Source organism: Corallococcus sp. Z5C101001 (assembly GCF_007352635.1).
Taxonomy (GTDB): domain Bacteria; phylum Myxococcota; class Myxococcia; order Myxococcales; family Myxococcaceae; genus Corallococcus; species Corallococcus silvisoli.
This window is the reverse complement of the sequence record NZ_VKLU01000001.1, coordinates 159,833-178,061: the sequence shown is the minus strand read 5'-3', so window position 1 is coordinate 178,061 and position 18,229 is coordinate 159,833. Positions and strand designations below refer to the sequence as shown.

Sequence of the window (18,229 nt, the reverse complement as noted above, 5' to 3'; positions counted from 1 at the left end):
TTACAGAACCCGCGGCGCGGGTGACCTTCCGCGCTACAGCGGGCTTCGGCGCGAGGGGCTTCAGGCTTCAGGCTTCAGGCTTCAGACGAAGCCGAGTGCCCCGGCCGCGCGGAGGGAGCCCACGACCTCGTTCCGGGTATTGAGCAGGCGCGGCTCCGCGTGGTGCTCCAGGCCTGTCATGGGCAGCGACAGGCCGTGAGGGTCCGCCAGGGCCCGGAGGACGGCGAGGAGGGCGGGAGTGGCGCAGCGGGCATCGCCATCCTCCACCTTGAGGGCGATGCCCAGGCGGGCCCGGGGCAGCGCGGCGCAGTAGACGCCCTCCGCGCCAATCTTCACCACGGCTTCGCCCCGGAAGGCCGTCATCAGGTCCGTGCACGCGCGGCCCTTGCCCGCGACCAGCTCCGGGTGCGCCAGCATCGCTTCGCGCAGGCGGCGCGCGGCGGGGTCCTCGGAGATGCCGAAGCGAGCCCAGCCGGTGGCCATGGCGCGCAGGGGCAGGCCGAAGCAGACGGCGACGCAGCCGTCCACGCCCGTCACCAGCGCGTCGCGGGGCAGGCCCGTCCACTTCGCGATTTCATCCTGGATGCGCTCCTGCACCGGGTGGCCGGCGCTGGCGTAGCCCTGGAGGTCCCAGCCGTGATGCCGGGCCAGCGCGAGCATGCCGGCGTGCTTGCCGGAGCAGTTGTTCCAGCGGGGCGTGAGCACCACGCCCGCCTTGAGCGCCTCCTCCGCGACCGCGGGCGACAGCGACGGATGCGGGCCGCACGCGAGGTCGCGCTCGTCGCAGCCGGACGCGGCCAGCATCCGCATGGCGAGGGCGCGGTGCACGGGCTCGCTGGAGTGGGACGCGCACGCCAGCGCCAGCTCGCGCGGGCCGAAGCCGAAGCGGTCCGCCGCGCCGTCCTGCACCATGGGCAGCGACTGGAAGGGCTTGGCCGCCGAGCGCCAGAAGGTGGCTCGGTCCGGGTCGCCCGCGGACGCGACGAGCGAGCCCTCCGCGCTCACCACCGCGACGGACACGGTGTGAAGGGACTCGACGAAGCCGGAGCGGGTGGATTCGATGACGAAGGTGGACATGGGCGCTCGCGGCCCATAGCAGGAGGCCCGCCCGCGTGTCCCGCCGCGGTGGGACACGGTCGGGGCCGCGCGTCCGGAAAAGGAAGGGCCTGGCCGCATGTGGGCTGGTGTCCGGGCGGGGCCTGCTGAATCCTCCGGGCGTCCCTCCCCTTCTTGAGTCAGGAAGCCGCCGTGGTCCGCCTCTTCGTTCCGCTGCCCGAGCCCACCCCCTCCGATGTGACGCTCACGGGCGAGCGCCGCCATTACCTGGTCCACGTGCTGCGGCTGTCGGAGGGCGACGCGCTGGAGGTGTTCGACGGCAAGGGCCGCGCCTTCGAGGCGCGCGTCACGGGGCTGGAGCCGGAGGCCGTCCGGCTGGTGTTGGGGACCGTGCGGGTGACGCCCCCCGCGCGACGGATGCACGTGCTCCAGGGGCTGCCCAAGGGGGACAAGCTGGAGATGGTGCTTCAGAAGGGCACCGAGCTGGGCGCCACCGCGTTCCATCCGGTGGCCACGGCGCGCAGCGTGGTGAAGCTGGAGCCGAAGCGCGCCGAGGAGCGCACGCAGCGGTGGGCCCGAATCGTGGAGGAGGCCGCGCGCCAGTGTCGCCGCGACGACGTCCCTTCCGTGCATCCGCCCCAGCCCTTGCTGGACGCGGCGCGCGCGTTGACGCCGGGCACGCTCCTGCTGGTGCTGGACGAGGAGGAGTCCGCGGTGCCGCTCGGTGAGGCCTTCCGGAGCGCGGGGCCGGGGACCCCGGTGGCGCTGGTGATTGGCCCCGAAGGAGGGCTTGCTCGCGAGGAGGTCGACGGTTTGCGCGCATTGGGCGCAAGGCCCGTGACGCTGGGCTCCCGCATCCTGCGCACGGAGACGGCGGCGCTCGCGGCGCTCGCGGTGATGCAGCACCTGGATGGGTCGTTCGGTTAGCAGGCGGACGGGCAGGCCCTTCCCCCACCCTGAGTCACGGATCCGTGTGGCCATTCCTACGTTTCAGCCATTCGGGACCTCGCGGGTCCCTCACACGGGAGAGACTCTCATGGGGATCATCGCCTTCATCATCATCGGCCTCATCGCGGGCCTCATCGCTCGGGCCATCCTGCCGGGCAAGCAGAGCATGGGCCTGATGGCCACCACCCTCTTGGGCATGGTCGGCTCGCTGGTGGGCGGCCTCATCGGTTCGCTCTTCGAGCGCAACGGACGGCTCTTCGACCTGCATGCTTCCGGCATCATCATGTCGGTGGTGGGATCGATCATCGTGCTGCTCCTCGTGGGAGCGGCGGGACGGCGCCGCGTCCACGCCTAGCGTGAGGCGCCCCGTACGCACCGTCTCCGAAGGGCGGGATGCCACAGGGTTGCCGAGCCCCTGACGGTTCCTCGGGCGAGGGGCCTCGGGGGCTTGTCCTTTTCTTGCTACAGGCCTGAATGCGGCCTTTCATGGCGACGGTTGTTCGCGTCACCGGGAGGATCCGTTGTCCAAGTGCCTGAAGTGCGGCGCCTCGCTGCCGCCGGTCGGAGATTGCCCTGCTTGCGCCGCCAATGCCGCGCGCCCGCCAGTGGCGGCTCCCATCCCGAGCCTGCTCGACCGCGACATCCATATCGACCGTCGCAAGGCGGGGGATCGCGACGCCCTGGACATGGGCGGCGATCCCGTCACCCTGAACAATGAGCCGGTGGAGCCGGAGACGCTGCGAGGCACGCCTGCCTTCGTGATGGAGCCGCCCCGGAGCCCCATCACCCCGCCGGGGATGACGCCCGCCGTTCGTTCGGCGACGCCGCCCCGAGCACCCGCTCCCCAGCCCGCGCAGGCGCCCGCCGCCGCGCCGCCGCGTGTCGCCGCGCCTCGCGCCGGCGTGCCCCCGACGGATGGACCGGCGGTGCGCGCACCCGGCGCGACGCCCCGCGCGCCCGCCGCGGCTCCGGCTCCTGCCGCGACGGCTCGCGCCACCACGCCCCAGGCCGACGCGACGGTTCGCGCCGCGGCTCCGGCCTCCGACGCGACGGTTCGCGCCGCGGCTCCGGCCTCCGACGCGACGGTTCGCGCCGCGGCTCCGGCTTCCGATGCGACGGTTCGCGCCCCCATGCCGCCTTCGGAGGCACAGGTCCGGTCCGCCGCGCCACAGGCCGACGCAGCCGCCCGTGCGACTCCGCGTGCTCCCGCTCCTCCGATGGACGCGGCCGCGCGCGCCGCCGCGCCTTCGCCCGAGGCGGCGCTCCGAGCCGCCGCACCGCACGGTGAAGGCCAGACGGCCCGGCCTCCCGCGCAGCAGGCTCCCCGTGTGGCGACGCCCGCCGCCGCGCCCATGCCTCCTCGCGCCGCGCTGGCTTCCGCGAATGCTCCTTCAGGCGCCGTGCTTCCTCCGCGCCCCGCCACGGCGCAGCCTCCTCCGGCCGTGGCTCCGCTGGCCGCCGTGGCCCCTCCGCGCGCCGCGCCGACGCCGGCCATGCCGGAGCCGGGCTTCCAGATTCCGGGGGTCGCCGCGCCTCGCGCCGCGCCGGCTCTGATGAACGCCATGGAGCCCCGTCCGGGCTCCGCGCCCACGCCCGCCTACGGCACCGAGCCACATGGCGCCCGGCCCCAGGCGCAGGCCTCCGGTCTGCCTCGCAGGGATGCCGCCCAGGGCGCACCCGGTCTGCCCCGCATGGACGCGCAGGCCGCGCGTCCGGGAACGGCCGCGCAGCCCCACGCATCCGTCGGCCTGCCGCCCACGGACGTGGCCGCGCAGGCTGCAGCGGGCCTGCCGCGCATGGGCGCGGCCTCGCACCCTGCCCCTCCGGCTCAGCCTCGGATGGGCGTGGCCGCGCAGCCTTCAGCGTCCGGGCTGCCCCACGGGAACGCCTCCGCGCAGGCGGCCGCGTCCGGGCAGCCTCACGCGAACTCCCCCACGCAGGCTGCGTCTGGCATGCACTCCGAGAACGCCTCCGCCCAGGATGCGTCTGGCATGCACCGCGGGAATGCCTCCGCCCAGCCGGCGTCCGGAACGCATTACGAGAACGCCTCCGCCCAGGCTGCTTCCGGCATGCACCACGGGAATGCCTCCGGTCCGGCGCAGTGGGACGCCGCCCCGGCGTCCTCAGGTCTGCCTCGCATGGACGGCCCCGCGCGGTCCTCCGGTCTGCCCCGCCGGGACGCCGCGCCGGGTCTGCCCATGATGGAGGATCCGGCCTTCCTGCCTCCGCTGGAGACCCCGGCCTTCGCCACCGCGTCCTCGCCTCCTGCTCCGGGCGTGTCCCGCATGGAGGCCTCGGCGGCCCCCGCCGCGCCCTCCAAGTCGAAGGTGACCAAGGCGGCGGCTCCGGCCGCTGGCGAGGTGCACGCGAGGCCCGCGTCGCTGTGGCGCCGGTTGCTGTCGTTCACCGTCGACACCGCGGCCATCGGCGCCGTGGCGGCGGCCTACATCACCCTGGCCTCGTCGGTCGCGGGCGTGAAGGGCCCCCAGCCCGGGTTGACCGGACTGGACGCGTTCGTGGCCTGGCTGCGCGCGCTGCACACCGTGCTGCTGCCGGGCATGGTCCTGATGCTGGTGCTGGCGACCGTCTACTGCGCGGTCGCGGCCTTCCTCTGGAATGGACGCACGCTGGGCCGGTTGCTCCTGGGCCTGCGCCTGGTCGACACCCACGGCATGGCGCCCACCCCGGGCCGGGCCATCTTCCGGGCGCTGCTCGCCGGGGTTTCCTTCGTTCTGTTCCTGGGCGGCTTCTGGATGGCGCTGTTCGACCGACGCGGGCAGACGCTTCATGACAAGCTGACGTCCACCTTCGTCGTCCAACCGAGCTGAAACCCACTCATTGTGCCTTGCGGCCGCGGCCGTAAGATGCCGCGGCCTTCATGCCTTCGCGTCTTGCCCAGCACCTCGTCTCGCGCGCCCTCCTGACCCAGGAGCAGGCCGGAGAGTTGTTGCGTCAGCATCAGGCCCAGGGAGGCCATCTGGACACCGCGCTCCTGGAGCGCGGCCTCTCCGAACAGGACGTCCTCGCGCTGCTGGGCGAGGTCTCCGGCTTCCGGCCCGTGAACCTGGTGGACTTCGAGCCCAACCTCGAGGTCGCCAGCTTCATCCCCCCGAAAATCGCTGAGCGACTGAGCGTCGTCCCGCTGTCCCTGGACGGCAACACGCTCCACGTGGCGTGCGCCTACCCGGTGCCGAAGAAGGAGCTGGACGAGGTCGGCTTCCTCCTCGGCAAGCCGTTGGAGCTGTGGGTCGCCATCGAGCTGCGGGTGCGCGAGTGGATCTCCATCATCTACCGCCAGCCGCTCCCGCCCCGGTTCGTCCAGTTGGGCGAAGCCGTCGCCGCGCAGCAGGCCGGGGCCCTCACGCCGCCGCCTCCTCCGCCGCCGGATGACGAATCGTCGATGACGGTGGACATGGTGGAGCAGCTCGCGCGCTCCGTGGCCCAGGAGCCCGTGCCCGCCGGGCCCCGCCCCGCCTCGCGTGAGCCCGCGCCCGCGGACATCCCGCCGCCGGCGTACGTGCGGGAGCCGCTGCGCCTCAACACCTCCGCGGGCCCCGTCACCACGGCCCGCGCCGTCCAGCGCCCCACTCCGCCCCCGGCGCCGGCGGACATCCCGCCCCCCGCCTACACGCGCGAACCCCTGCGCTTGAACATGCCGGGCACGCCCGCCCGCCCCACCCCGCCCGCCGCGCAGGCGCCGAACCGGGGCGCGTCCGGAAACACCGAACCGCCGACGCTCTACCCGCCGGGAGAGCGGCCCCTGCCGCCGCCGCAACCCGTGCCCGTGCTGCTGCCCGTGGACGCGCCCAGCGGGGCGAAGCCGCAGGGCCAGCCCCCCGGAGCGCAGGCGGTTTCGCGGCCAGGAGCCGCGCCCCAGGGACTGGCCCCCACCGCCACGCAGACGCCTCGCACCGCCGCGCCCCAGGCGGGCGCCCCCGCGCAGGGCCCCTCCACGACGGCGGCGCAGGGCTCCAGCCGGCCGGGCACCTCCGCGCAGGGCGCATCCGACTCGGCCGCCGCCTCGGGCCGGCAGGGCACCACGCTTCAGAGCGCGACCCACCCGGGCCCCGCGGCCCCGCAGGGCCCCTCCGCGACGACGGCGCAGGGAGCGGGCTCTACCGCGCAGCCCCGCGCGGGCGCCGCCGCCCAGGCGCCGCAGGCCACGGGCGCCCGTCCTCCCGTGTGGCCGCCCGCGCCCGAGCAGCAGAACCGCGCGGCTCCGACTGGCACGCCGACTCCGCCGCCCGTGCCTCCGACGCCGCCCCGCGGGGAGCCGTCGTTCATCATCTTCAGCAACCCGGCGTCGAGCCCGGGCGCGAGCCGTCCGCGCGCCACGCCGGAGCCCGCCTCCGTGCCGGGCGCCTCCAACGCGCCGGATGCCGCCGTGCCGGACTGGACGCTGCCCCAGGCCCGGGCCGCGCTGCGCGAGTCGACGCGGGACCTGGACCGGCTGCTGGACGTGGCCCTGCGCTTCGGCCGCCGCACCTTCGACTACGTGGCCGCCTTCGCGGTGGTGCGCGGCGCGGCCGGTGGCTGGGACGCGCGCGGCGACGGCCTGGACGCCAACGCCCTGTCCCAGGTCTCCATCCCGCTGGACGCGAGCAGCGTCTTCCGCACCGTGGCCGTCACGCGCGGCAGCTACGCGGGCCCGCTGCCCCCGGACGCGCTCACGCGGCACTACCTGGAGCTCTTCGGCCGTCAGGCGCCTCGCACCGTCTTCCTGTACCCGGTCGAGGTGAAGGGCCGGCTGGTGTCCATCCTCTACGGCGACTGCGGCCAGAAGCCGATGAGCCAGCGCCGGCTGAGCGACTACATCCTGTTCTGCCAGGACCTGCCCGCCGCCTTCCAGGAGCTCATCCTCTTCCGCAAGCAGCGCGTGGCCGCGCTGCGCACGCCCGAAGAGGACATCACCATCGACGTGGACGTGCCCGGCTTCCCGGCCTCGGCCCAGCCCGCCCCCGCGCCCGCCGTGGTCGCGGGACTCGGCTGGAACCCCGTGTTCGGCCGGGGCGGCGTGGCCAACCTGGGCCGCGCCGCCGCCATGCCCCCGCGCGTGCTGTCCCCGGAGGAGCGCCCGCCCCCGGACTTCGCGCCGCTCCTGCGTCGGCTCACCGGCCCGGACGCCGCGCAGCGCTCCAGCGCGATGGCGGAGCTGGCGCGCTCGCCCGAGGCCAGCGCCCGCGTGCTCGCGCAGCACTTCCCCGGCCCCACCGCCTGGAGCCGCCTGCCGGTGGTGGAGCTGCCGGAGGCGGACGAGCTGGGCCCCATCCCCGCCGCCCTGTCGCGCCTGGGCCGCCCCGCGGCCGTCGCGCTGGCGCCGCTCCTGGACTCGAACGACGCGGACACGCGCTACCTGGCGCTGCTCACCGCGGGCAACCTGCCCTACGCGGAGCTGGTGGACGGCGTGCTGCGCGGCCTGTTCGACATGGAGCCGGACATCTCCAGCGCCGCGCGCGTGGCCGCCGCCGCGCTCAAGCACCTGCCCCGCCTGGACGCGTCCCTGCGCGACCTGCGCCAGGAGATGACCAGCCGGGACGCGCTGCGCCGCTCGCTGGCCGCCCGGGCCCTGGGCACGCTGCACGACCGCGACGCCATCGAAGGCCTCATCAACCTCACCGGCAGCGACGACGCGATGTGCGCGCAGGCCGCCGCGGAGGCGCTGCGCGAGGTCACCCGCGCCACGCTGGGCCTCCAGCCGCGCCAGTGGTCGGGGTGGTGGGCGGAGAACCGCAGCCGCCGCCGCGCGGACTGGCTGGTGGCCGCGCTGCGACACCGCGAGCTGGACGTGCGGCTCGCGGCCATCGAGGAGCTCAGCCGCGCCCTGCACGACACGCTCGGCTACTACGCGGACGCGCCGGACGCGGAGCGCGAAGCGGCGGTGCGGCGCTGGGAGTCCGCGGCGGTGGACCCCGCCAACGCCCGGCGCCTGGGCATGCTCTGACGTCTGGAGGCGCGCGATGACGGGCGCCATGTGGGTCAGCCTGCTGGCATGCGCGGGGCAGCTGGCCCTCGCCGGCATCGCGCTCGCGCGCGTGGGGAAGAGCCCCCTGGCGCTGCCGCTGTCGCTGCTGTCCATCGTGCTGTCCACCTGGAACTTCGCCGCCTTCGGGCTGGCGCGCTCCGGGGACTCCGACTGGCGGCTGATGGGCTTCGCCGCGGCGCTGATGACGCTGCCGTGCGCGGTGCACTTCATCCTCGCGTTCGTGGGCCGCCGGCGCCGCTCCGCCTGGGCCCTGTACGCCACCTACGCCGGGATGAGCGCGCTGGCGCTGACCCTGCTCGTGGCCATGGGCGTGCCCGCGCTGGAGGAGCGCATCAACACCTTCCGCTTCGGGCTGGCGGTCGCCGCCGGGGCCATCCCCATCCTCGCCACGGGCTTCGTGCTGCTGGCGCGCCACCTGCGCCGCGCGGGCTCCGCGGATGAACGGGCGCGCGCGGGCCTGATGCTGCTGGGGCTCACCCTGCTCGTCGCGCTGCTGCTCACGGACCTGGCCGCGGAGATGGCGCTGCCCGTGCCCAGGCTGGGCAACGTGGGCACGCTGCTGGGCCTGCCGGTGATGGCCACCGCGTCGCTGCGCTTCCAGCTCTTCGGCCGGGACGCGCGGGCCACCAGCGCGGCGGTGCACGCCGTCGTGCTCGCGCTGGCGGGCGTGCTCGCGTACCTGACGCTCTTCCGCGTCTTCGCGGCGGAGTCGGGGGCGCTCGTCGTGGGCACCACCGCCATCACCTTCTCGCTGCTGCTGGCGGCGCGGCGGGTCGTCACCGGCTTCGTCACCCGGCGCGAGCGCCTGGAACAGCTGGCCACGCTGGGGCGCTTCTCCGCGCAGATGGCCCACGACCTGAAGAACCCCCTCGCCGCGCTCAAGGGCGCCGCCCAGTACCTCAAGGAGGAGCACGCGCGCGGCCACTCCTGGGACGCGCACGGAGACTTCCTGGACCTCCTGCTGGAGCAGGTGGAGCGCCTGGACCGGGTGGCGGACACCTACCAGCGACTCGCGCGCGTGGAGCCCCTGCGCCGGCCGCTGGACGTGAACCGGCTGGTGGAGGGCGTCCTGTCGCTCCAGGCCTTCGCCACGCCAGGAGAGGTCGTGCTCAAGAAGGAGCTCTCGCCCGGCCTGCCCGAGTGCGCGGGGGACGAGGACCTGCTCGCGAACGCGCTGGAGAACCTGGTGCGCAACGCCTTCGAGGCCATGCCCGCCGGAGGCACCCTCACCGTGCGCACGCAGGGGGACGGCGACGCGGTGGAGGTGAGCGTGGAGGACACCGGCGGCGGCATGGACGCGCGCACGCGGGAGCGGGCCTTCGACGACTTCTTCACCACCAAGGCGACGGGCAGCGGCCTGGGGCTGGCCTTCGTGCGGCGCGTGGCGGAGGCGCACGGCGGCACGGCATCCCTGACGAGCGGCGAGGGCCGTGGCACCATCCTGCGCCTGCGCCTGCCCGCGACACCCGTCCCCCGGGCCCCGGCGTCCGAGGGAGAAGCCGCGTGAGCGAGGCACTGAAGGGCCACGTATTGGTGGTGGATGACGACCCGGCGCTGCTCAAGGTGCTGGGCGCGCTGCTCACCCAGGCGGGCCTCACGCCGCACCCGGCCCCGAGCGCGAAGGACGCCCTGACGCTGCTCGCGCGCCGCCCCATCGACGTGGTGCTGAGCGACGTGCGCATGCCCGGCATGAGCGGCATGGAGCTGCTCGCGGAGGTGGGGCGCGGCTGGCCGGACGTGCCCGTCCTCCTGATGACCGCGCACGGCACGGTGCCGCTGGCGGTGGAGGCGATGAAGGCGGGCGCCGCGGACTTCGTGCTCAAGCCCTTCGACCGGGAGGAGCTGCTCTTCACGCTGAAGAAGGCGCTGCTCCACACGCAGGAGGCGCCAGGGCCGGCGCGCGCGCAGGGCAAGGCGCAGGACGGCCTCTTCGTGGGCACGGGCCGCGCGATGTCGGAGGTGAAGGCCCTGCTGGCGAAGGCCGCCCAGGGCACCGCCACGGTCCTGCTCCGGGGCGAGTCCGGCACGGGCAAGGAGCTGGCCGCGCGGGCGCTGCACGAGGGCAGCCCCCGGCGCTCCGGGCCGTTCGTGAAGCTGCACTGCGCGGCGCTGCCGGACACGCTGCTGGAGAGCGAGCTGTTCGGCTACGAGAAGGGCGCCTTCACCGGCGCGGCGACGCGCAAGCCCGGCCGCGTGGAGCTGGCGCACGGCGGCACGCTGTTCCTCGACGAGATTGGCGACGTGTCCCCCAGCGTGCAGGTGAAGCTGCTGCGCGTATTGCAGGAGCGCGAGTTCGAGCGGCTGGGCGGCACGCAGACGGTGAAGGTGGACGTGCGGTTCGTCGCGGCCACGCACCAGCCCCTGGAGGACGGGGTGCGCCGGGGCACCTTCCGGGAGGACCTCTTCTACCGGCTCAACGTGGTGCCCCTCTGGCTGCCCACGCTGCGCGAGCGGCCGGAGGACATCGCGTCCCTGTCCCTCCACTTCCTGGACGTGCACGCGCGGGCGAATGGCCGCCCGCGGTTCACCCTGAGCGAGGACGGGCTCCAGGCGCTCCAGGCCCAGCCATGGCCCGGCAACGTGCGCCAGTTGCAGAACTTCCTGGAGCGGCTGGTGGTCCTCTCCGACGGGCCGGTGCTCACCGGCGCGGACGTGGCGCGCGAGCTGGCACGCCAGCCGGGCATCGCGCCGCCGCCCGTCGCCGCGCCGCCGCCTCGCGCCGCCTCCGACTCCGTGACGTTGGAGTCACGGCGCAAGGACGTGGAGAAGGAGGCCCTGGCGGATGCGCTGAAGCGCGCGGGCGACAACCGCACCCTCGCGGCCCGGCTGCTCGGGGTCAGCCGGCGCACGCTCTACAACAAGCTGGAAGAGCACGGCCTGCTGTAGGCGCCCCGCGCGCCTCCAAGCCCCAGGCGGCTGGAACCAGTTTTCGACGACAGCTTCCGTGTACGCGCCTGACTTCCAGGTTTATGCTGCTTCGCGCTCGGACTCCCTCGAAGCGACACCGCATCCCACCGAAGCCCCTCCCGACCCGCATGGGTTGGCCGACACGAAGGAGCAACGCCCCATGTCCCAGTCCCTCGCTGGCCGCGTGAGCGGTCCTGTCTACACCCCGTCCGACGCGGGCTATGCGCCGGAGTGCGCCGGCTTCAACGTCCTCATCACGCACTCGCCGCAGTTCGTGGTCGCGGCGCAGTCCACGCAGGACGTCGCGGAGACGGTGCGCTTCGCCCGGGAGAACCAGCTCGCCGTCTCCGTGCTGGCCACCGGACACGGGACATACGCGTCCATCACCTCCGGCATCCTCATCTCCACGAAGGCGCTGAACCAGGTGAGCATCGACGTGGCGTCGCGCACGGCCACCATTGGCGCGGGCGCGCGCTGGGAGCCCGTGGTCGCGGAGGCGGCGAAGCATGGGCTCGCGCCGGTCGCGGGCTCGTCGACGAACGTGGGCGTGGTGGGCTACCTGCTGGGCGGCGGCCTGGGGCCGCTCGTGCGCAGCCACGGCATCAGCTCCGACTATGTCACCGGCTTCACGGTGGTCACGAGCGACGGGGAGACCCTGGAGGCGAGCGCGGAGCATCACCCGGACCTGTTCTGGGGCCTGCGCGGCGGCAAGAGCGGGTTCGGCATCGTGACGCAGGTGAAGGTGCGCCTCGTGGAGCTGCCGTCGCTCTACGCGGGGGGCCTCTTCTTCGCGGAGGAGCACATCGAGGCCGCGCTGCGCGGCTGGGTGAAGTGGACGGCGGAGGCCGACGCGCGCGTGTCGACGAGCGTCGCCGTCATGCGCTTCCCGCCGTTCGACTTCATCCCGCCCCCGCTGCGCGGCCGCACGGTGCTCAACCTGCGCTTCGCCTTCCCGGGCTCCACCGAGGAGGGCGCGAAGCACGCGGCGCCGCTGCGCGCGCTGGCCCCCATCTACCTGGACATGCTGGGCGAGCTGCCGGCGTCGCAGATCGCCCGCATCCACAATGATCCGGACAAGCCCAGCCCCGTGTGGACCAGCGGCATGATGCTGACCCACGTGGACCAGGACTTCGCGTCCACGGTGCTGCGCCACGTGGGGGCGGGCGTGCAGACGCCCTTCTTCATGCTGGAGCTGCGGCACCTGGGCGGCCCCAGCCAGCGCGACGTGGAGGGCGGCTCGGCGGTGGGAGGCCGCGGCGCCAACTTCGTGGCCGGGCTGGTGGGCATGCACCCGCCCCTGTTCGAGACGGTCCTGCCCGGCGCCGAGCAGGGCCTGCGCGCGGAGCTGAAGCCCTGGCTGTCGCCCGAGATGACCATCAACTTCATGGGCCGGCCGCGCTCGGCCGAGCAGTACGACAGCGCCTGGCCGGAGGCCACGCGGACGAAGCTCAAGGAGATCCGCCAGAAGTACGACCCGCAGCACTTCTTCGCCTCCGCGAAGTAGCGAGGCTCAGGGGGCCGTCGTCGCCAGCGCGTCCAGTTCGTCCTGGAACGCGGCGACGAGGGCCCCGGGCTCCGGCACTCGCGACGCATCCGACGCGACGCCCACGGTCACCTGGCCCGCGTAGCTGAAGAGGCTGATGCCCAGGCCCACGTGGCCGGCCTGGGGCACCCAGAACGTGAGGCCCTCCAGCCGCGTGCCCGCGAGCGACACCGGCTGGCGGGGACCGGGCACGTTGGTGGCGACGAGGGACGCCTTGGAGCCCATGACGTCCACGGCGACGCGCTCCACGGCGGCGGGCGTGCGCCCCAGCAGCTCCAGCGCGCTGGACGTCACCACGGCCTCCGGTGAGCGCTTGAGGGCCTCCATCCGCTTCGCCACCTCTCGAAGCCGGCGGCGGGGGTCCTCCAGGTGGATGGGCAGCCGCAGGAACACCACGCCGAAGCGGTTGCCCAGCTCGCGAGGCACGGGCGCATCCAGGGGCCGCAGGTTCACCGGCACCAGCGCATGCACGTCCTCCAGCGGGGCCTCCAGCGAGGACAGGTAGCGGCGCAGCGCGCCCGTCACGGCGGTGAGCAGCACGTCGTTCACCGTGCCGCCCAGGTTCCGGCCCACGGCCTTCACGCGCTCCAAGGGCAGGGGCTCCGACCACGCGGCGACCTTGCGGAGCCCCAGGGGGCCACGCAGCGGGGAGGAGGGGTCGGAAGGCTGCACGAGCAGCTTCCCCAGCGCCGCCGCGCCCCGGGCGCCGTCGCGAACGAGGTCGCCCGCGAGGATGGGCTCGCGCACCAGCTCCGCGCCCTTGTGCAACACCGCGCGAGCCCCCCGGGCCCACCGCATCCAGCCCGGAGTCGAGTCGAGGAGCGGAGCGGCCTCGCGGGCCGGCGTCCGCGACGGGGGAGCGGCCTCTGTCTCCGAAGCCGTCCGAAGCTCCGGGGGCGACCGCGAGTCCTCGCGAGCCCCGGCGTCCACTGTCTCCGGCCGCGCGCCCTCGAAGCCCGCGCCTGACCGCGAGTCCTCGCGGGCCCTGGCATCCCCTGCCTCCGGCCGCGCGCCCTCGGAGGAGCCATGCCCCACCGGATCCGTGAGCGACAGCAGCACCCGCGCGAGCGCGATGCCGTCCGCCATGCAGTGGTGCAGCCGCGCGAGCAGCACGTCCCCACCCGCCGCGCCCTTCACGAGGTGCAGGTGCCACAGCGGACGGGAGCGCTCCAGCGGCACGCCCAGCCAGTCCCCCACCAGCGCCTCCAACCCCGCGCGCCCCGCCGTGGCCGGCACGCACAGCGTGGACAGGTGCTCATCCCACTGGAAGTCCGGCGCCTCCTCCCAGTGCGGCGAGCCCAGCGCTCCAGACACGACCCGCTGCTTGAACCGGGGATAGCGCTCCACCAGCCGCTCGCGCACCACCTCGCGCAGCCGCTCGCGGTCCACCGCGCCGTCGAACCACAGCACCGCGGTGATCATCATCAGGTTCGCGGGCTCCTCCATCTGGAGCCACGCCGCGTCCATGCTCGCCATCCGCTCGCGGCCTGCCATGGCGTCCTTCTCACCCGCGCGCCCCCGTCCGGGCAAGCCCCCCGCCCCTACGGCCTGGGCTCCGGCACCGGGGCCCCGGGCTTCTCGCGCTCGAACTGGAAGGTCTGCCGCGTGGCGCCCGGCACCGTGAGGATGAGCGACTTCTTCTCCTCGACGAGCCAGGTGAACTCTCCGCCCTTGAACCGGCCCTTCGACAGCGGCACCACGCGCTCCTTGCCGCACACCGGCCCCACCGCCTGGCCATCCCGCGTGTGCAGGACCAGACCCTTCTTGTCCTTCAGCTCGATCGTGCCCCACGCGCGCACGTCCAGCATGCTGCCGCGCCCGAGCGTCACGGAGTCCAGCCGGGTCCTCAGCACGAAGCACCCCGACGGCGTCACCTGCAACGAGCGCGCGTAGTCGGACCGGGGCTGAACCTCCAGGCGGTGCTCCTTCCCCTGCTCCACGTCCGGGAGGCTCGCCGCGGACAGCACCCAGGTGCCCACCAGCACCTTCGGGACCCCCGCCCCCTGGAGCGCCTGGGGACCCTCGCAGGGGTTCTCCATCCGCGGCTCCGGGCTCTTCGGCGCGGGCTCGAAGGACTCCTCACAGGTCTGTCCACAGGCCTTCACCGCGCACTGCGTGTCATCCGGTGCGCACTCCGCCTTGCTGGTGCAGGCCTTCAGCCGCTTCAGCGAGCGGTCACACCCCTCGCGCAGGCACGTGTCGACGCAGTCCGCGTCGATGCACTCCGCCACGCAGGCCCAGTTGGTGCGCCCGCACACCCCCGCCACGGTGCTGGGGGGCTGCGGAGCCTGGCCCGCCGCGGGCAGGGCGGCGGCGGACACGAGAAGCAGGGCGAGGAGCCGGAGCGGTCGCATGCGGGGTGCAAGCTAGGCAGTGCCCCCACCCACGGCGACCACCGGGCGGAAGAAAGGCTGTCCACCCGACATCCCTCCAGGCCCCGGCGTGTCCGTCAGGTGAACTGCCACCGCCAGGTGCGCGGGTCGGACGGGTTCGGCAGCTCCAGCTCGAAGTCCAGCGTGTCGTACCGGCTGAACTCGCGAGGCTCCACGCGCAAGAGCGTCATCGCCGTGGCGTTGCGCTCGCGCAGCGGGGACACGCTGAAGTCCAGCTCCGCGTCGAAGGCGACCTTGTAGAACAGGCAGAAGCCATCCACCCGTCCGTCCTCCTCCACCGGCCGCCGGATGCGCACGCGCGAAGGCAGGCCATCCGCGCGCATCGTCTCCAGGTCGAACTGGAACGCGGGCTCCGGCTCGCACAAGAGGTGGTCCACCTCGTAGGAGCGCACCAGCCGCTTGAAGTACGACGGGCTCATCGCCTCGCGCAGCGACTGGAGGCAGCGGAAGTCCACGTGGGGCAGGTGCTGCGTCCAGATGAAGGGGACGCACGCCTCGTCGCGCAGCTGCACCGGCTCCACGAAGACCTCGAAGCGGTTGGGCAGGATGCGCCCCCCGGGCTTGAGCAGGCGCGTCCGCAAGTCCAGCATCCGGGGCACGAGCCCCGCGTCCAACAGCGCGTCCCCCAACAGCTCATGCAACAACACATCCGCCTTCTCTGGGGGCTGGAACTGCCACATGGGCTCCCGCACGAAGTCGATGCGGTCCAGGCGGTTGCGCCGGGCCACCCACTGCGCGGTATCCAACATGCGCGAGTCGTCCACCGCGTACAGCCGGCGCGGCTGCTGGTGCGCGGCGAGGAAGGTGCGCAGGCCGGTGCCGGCCTTCACGTCCACCACCACCTGGTTCGGGCGCACGTAGCGCTCCACCGCGCGACGCCAGGTGTCCACGCGCTCCGGATCCGCCAGCACCGAGTCCTGCGGTGAAGGACTGGAGAGGGCCAGACTGTTGGGCGCGTGACGGCGATGCAGGTGCGATACCAGCGGCAGGTGGCTGAGGCGCGAGCGCAGGTCCATCAACGCCTGCCGTGGCAGGTCGAGCAGGTTCGACATGGCTTCCCCCCGGAAGACCCGTGATGGTCCCAAGACACGGCGCGGCCAACCCCGTCCCCCGGGAACCTGAATCTCGTACCATGAGGGAGAACCCAGACCCGGCCCATCCGTCCCTGGGGCAACGGTCTGTCCCCGGTTGAACACGCGTCCCCTCCCGCGGGGCCCGCGCCGGGCGAGGACGCTCGCGACACCTCCCTGGAGCGGCTTCAACACCCAGCCCGTGGAGGACCGAAGCCAGTTCCAACGCCTTGGATCATCAGCCAGCGAGAGGAGTTTTTCCCACCGGATGGGGTGTCCGCCAATGACAGTTCAAGCATCCCTCCGGGCCGTCAAGAAAACGGGTCTAAATCGTTTTTCCAGTGAAGCTTCCAACCCGCGACGACGGTTTTCGGCGCGGAGTCCCGGTGCCGGCCATGCCCGTGGATGGACCCGGGTCTTGAAGGGGGACACGGATGAACCGAGCGATGGAGTCACGGCGGACGCAGGACGAGGGCCAGCAGGCGTTCCCCCTGGAGGACGCGGCGCGGGGTGACGTGTCGATGGCGCGCTGGGAAGCGCAGCCCTGGCGGCGACAACTGCAGGTGCCCCGGGCGCACGAGCAGCGGGTGGCGCGCGGCGCGCTGGTGGACGCGCTGCTGTCGGAGGGCTGCTCGGTGGAGGCGGACGTGGCGCGGTTCGCGGGGGCGATGGAGGACCGGGCGTCCATCAGCATCGGGCAGGTGGTGCGCTTCGCGGACGGCCTGAGGCTGCGGCTGACGCAGGCGCGCTCGGACGACGAGGTGCTGCAGCTGGCCTACCTGCGCCGCAACGCGGAGGAGCTGGCGGAGCGGATGATCGACTGGGCCAACACGGGGCGCCTGCCGGCGTAGGGCGAGCGAGGCACCTCGCCGGGCGTCGCTGGAGGGCGTCCGGAGTGGGAGTGCCTTGACAGGGACGGTGGGGCGCTTTCAGGTGGGGGCCATGCTCGCCCTCGCACTTGCCGCCACCCTGGCGGCCGCACCCGCGCCCCGCGTCGCCGCCTCGACGGTGACGGTCCTCCATGTCCCGCAGCTCGACAAGCTCCAGGGGCTCACCGCGTTCATGTCGCGGGCGGGGGCGTACTCGCAGATGTTGAACCCGGCGTCGTGGAGCGCGGAGCTGCACCCCATCCTCCAGCTGGACCTCGCGCGGCCGGAGGCGCTGGAGGCGCTGGGCATCGACGCGACGGGGCCGCTGTCCGTGTCGATGCGGCAGGACGGCCGGCTGGCGTGCACGCGGGTGAAGGACGCGAAGGCCTTCCAGGAGGCGACCGCGAGCGTGCTCGCGCGCAACGGCGACGTGAAGGCGGGCACGGTGAAGGGCGTGACGACGCTGCGCGCGCCGGCCCCCGCGGGCGGCTTCGCGGGCTACGTGCTCAAGGGCCAGGAGGCGTGCGCCTTCCTGAGCACGGACTCGGATGACGCGCTCCGCAAGGAGGCGGCGAAGCTGGTGGCGCTCAAGGCGCCCGCCGCGGACGCGCGGATGGGCGGGATGCCCGGCGCGCTGTACGTGGCCACGCAGCAGGGCGTGGTGGCGCTGGACGGCACCGCGACGGCGCTGAAGGTGGAGGGCACCGCGACGAAGCTGCCGCTGCCGCCCTTCCAGTCCAAGGGCACCAGCCCCTACGGGGCGATGGCGCCCTCGGGCCTGCTGTTCGCCCGCGCGCAGGTGGCGCCCACGGGGGTGACGCAGGCGGTGGACTCGGTGCGGGACGCGGTGCAGGCGGTGTGCCCCACGTGTCCGGCGGAGCAGGTGAGGGGCGTGACGGACGCGCTGGCGAAGCAGCTCACGGGCCAGCTGTTGTTCGGGGTGGATTCGGTGGCGGTGAAGGGGTCGCTGCGCAAGCCGGAGGTGCGCTTCTTCGCGGCGAAGCAGGCGCTGGCCGCGGAGGTGGTGGACGCGGCGGCGGTGAAGGCGGCGCTGGCCCCGCTGGCGAAGTTCCCGGGCGCGAAGGCCCTGGACGACGGCTACGCGATGGAGGCGAAGGGCGGCAGCGTCTACGTGCGGCTCAAGGGCAGGCAGCTGGTGTTCGGCAATGACTCGGCGGTGACGCAGACGGTGCTGGCGTCGCTGCCGGAGAAGGGCGCCCCGCTGTCGCGCGCGGTGGAGTTCACGTTGGATCCGAAGAAGGTGGCGCGCGGCCTGTCCCAGGTGTCGCTGATGGACGTGATGGGCGACGAGCGCCTGGCCGCGTTCTTCGGCGTGAGCACGGAGCTGGGCCCCCTGCTCATGAAGAGCGACCGCATCACGGGCTGGCTGGACAGCGCCCCCAACGGCGCGCACCGCTTCCAGCTCAACTGGTCCCTGCCGGAGAAGAACTGACGGAGGC

Annotated in this window: 13 protein-coding genes; 9 read left to right on the top strand and 4 right to left on the bottom strand. The window is 73.8% G+C overall.

What is annotated here, in order from left to right; all coding sequences use genetic code 11:
* Positions 1 to 81 precede the first annotated feature (81 nt).
* Positions 82 to 1,077 (bottom strand): asparaginase, encoded by a 996-nt coding sequence (locus FOF48_RS00735; protein ID WP_161663661.1) that lies wholly within the window; start codon positions 1,075 to 1,077, stop codon positions 82 to 84.
* A gap of 171 nt (positions 1,078 to 1,248) precedes the next feature.
* Between FOF48_RS00735 and FOF48_RS00730 the strand changes: the two genes are divergently transcribed.
* The 7 genes from FOF48_RS00730 to FOF48_RS00695 all read left to right on the top strand — a co-directional run bounded on the left by FOF48_RS00730 (position 1,249) and on the right by FOF48_RS00695 (position 12,398).
* Positions 1,249 to 1,983 carry a 16S rRNA (uracil(1498)-N(3))-methyltransferase gene (locus FOF48_RS00730; protein ID WP_143897745.1) on the top strand — a complete coding sequence of 245 codons (735 nt, stop codon included), beginning with the start codon at positions 1,249 to 1,251 and terminating at the stop codon, positions 1,981 to 1,983.
* Between the two features lie 109 nt (positions 1,984 to 2,092).
* Complete coding sequence (locus FOF48_RS00725; protein WP_143897743.1) at positions 2,093 to 2,359, top strand: GlsB/YeaQ/YmgE family stress response membrane protein; 267 nt, start codon at positions 2,093 to 2,095, stop codon at positions 2,357 to 2,359.
* A 166-nt stretch (positions 2,360 to 2,525) separates the two neighbouring features.
* Entirely contained in the window at positions 2,526 to 4,832 is a 2,307-nt protein-coding gene (locus FOF48_RS37475) for an RDD family protein (RefSeq protein ID WP_304503188.1), read from the top strand.
* A gap of 50 nt (positions 4,833 to 4,882) precedes the next feature.
* Complete coding sequence (locus tag FOF48_RS00710) at positions 4,883 to 7,945, top strand: FrgA protein (protein WP_143897741.1); 3,063 nt, start codon at positions 4,883 to 4,885, stop codon at positions 7,943 to 7,945.
* A 16-nt stretch (positions 7,946 to 7,961) separates the two neighbouring features.
* Positions 7,962 to 9,494: an ATP-binding protein gene (locus FOF48_RS00705; RefSeq protein WP_143897739.1), complete on the top strand. Its 1,533-nt coding sequence runs from the start codon at positions 7,962 to 7,964 to the stop codon at positions 9,492 to 9,494.
* Complete coding sequence (locus FOF48_RS00700; protein WP_143897737.1) at positions 9,491 to 10,873, top strand: sigma-54 dependent transcriptional regulator; 1,383 nt, start codon at positions 9,491 to 9,493, stop codon at positions 10,871 to 10,873. Before FOF48_RS00705 ends, FOF48_RS00700 begins: the two co-directional genes overlap by 4 nt.
* A gap of 181 nt (positions 10,874 to 11,054) precedes the next feature.
* Entirely contained in the window at positions 11,055 to 12,398 is a 1,344-nt protein-coding gene (locus tag FOF48_RS00695) for an FAD-binding oxidoreductase (RefSeq protein ID WP_143897735.1), read from the top strand.
* Between the two features lie 6 nt (positions 12,399 to 12,404).
* Here FOF48_RS00695 and FOF48_RS00690 read toward each other — a convergent pair whose 3' ends face one another.
* From FOF48_RS00690 to FOF48_RS00680, 3 genes are all read right to left on the bottom strand, one after another.
* The gene (locus FOF48_RS00690; RefSeq protein ID WP_143897733.1) at positions 12,405 to 13,931 is read right to left on the bottom strand and encodes a WS/DGAT domain-containing protein; all 1,527 of its coding nucleotides are present in this window, start codon (positions 13,929 to 13,931) and stop codon (positions 12,405 to 12,407) included.
* Positions 13,932 to 13,978: 47 nt separating this feature from the next.
* Positions 13,979 to 14,791, bottom strand: a complete 813-nt coding sequence (locus FOF48_RS00685) for a hypothetical protein (protein WP_143897731.1) — start codon at positions 14,789 to 14,791, stop codon at positions 13,979 to 13,981.
* Positions 14,792 to 14,886: 95 nt separating this feature from the next.
* Positions 14,887 to 15,882: a class I SAM-dependent methyltransferase gene (locus FOF48_RS00680; protein WP_143897729.1), complete on the bottom strand. Its 996-nt coding sequence runs from the start codon at positions 15,880 to 15,882 to the stop codon at positions 14,887 to 14,889.
* A 452-nt stretch (positions 15,883 to 16,334) separates the two neighbouring features.
* Here FOF48_RS00680 and FOF48_RS00675 point away from each other — a divergent pair, with 452 nt between their 5' ends.
* Positions 16,335 to 16,751 carry a hypothetical protein gene (locus FOF48_RS00675; RefSeq protein WP_143897727.1) on the top strand — a complete coding sequence of 139 codons (417 nt, stop codon included), beginning with the start codon at positions 16,335 to 16,337 and terminating at the stop codon, positions 16,749 to 16,751.
* Positions 16,752 to 16,842: 91 nt separating this feature from the next.
* Positions 16,843 to 18,222 carry a hypothetical protein gene (locus FOF48_RS00670; RefSeq protein WP_143897725.1) on the top strand — a complete coding sequence of 460 codons (1,380 nt, stop codon included), beginning with the start codon at positions 16,843 to 16,845 and terminating at the stop codon, positions 18,220 to 18,222.
* The last annotated feature ends 7 nt before the right edge of the window (positions 18,223 to 18,229 follow it).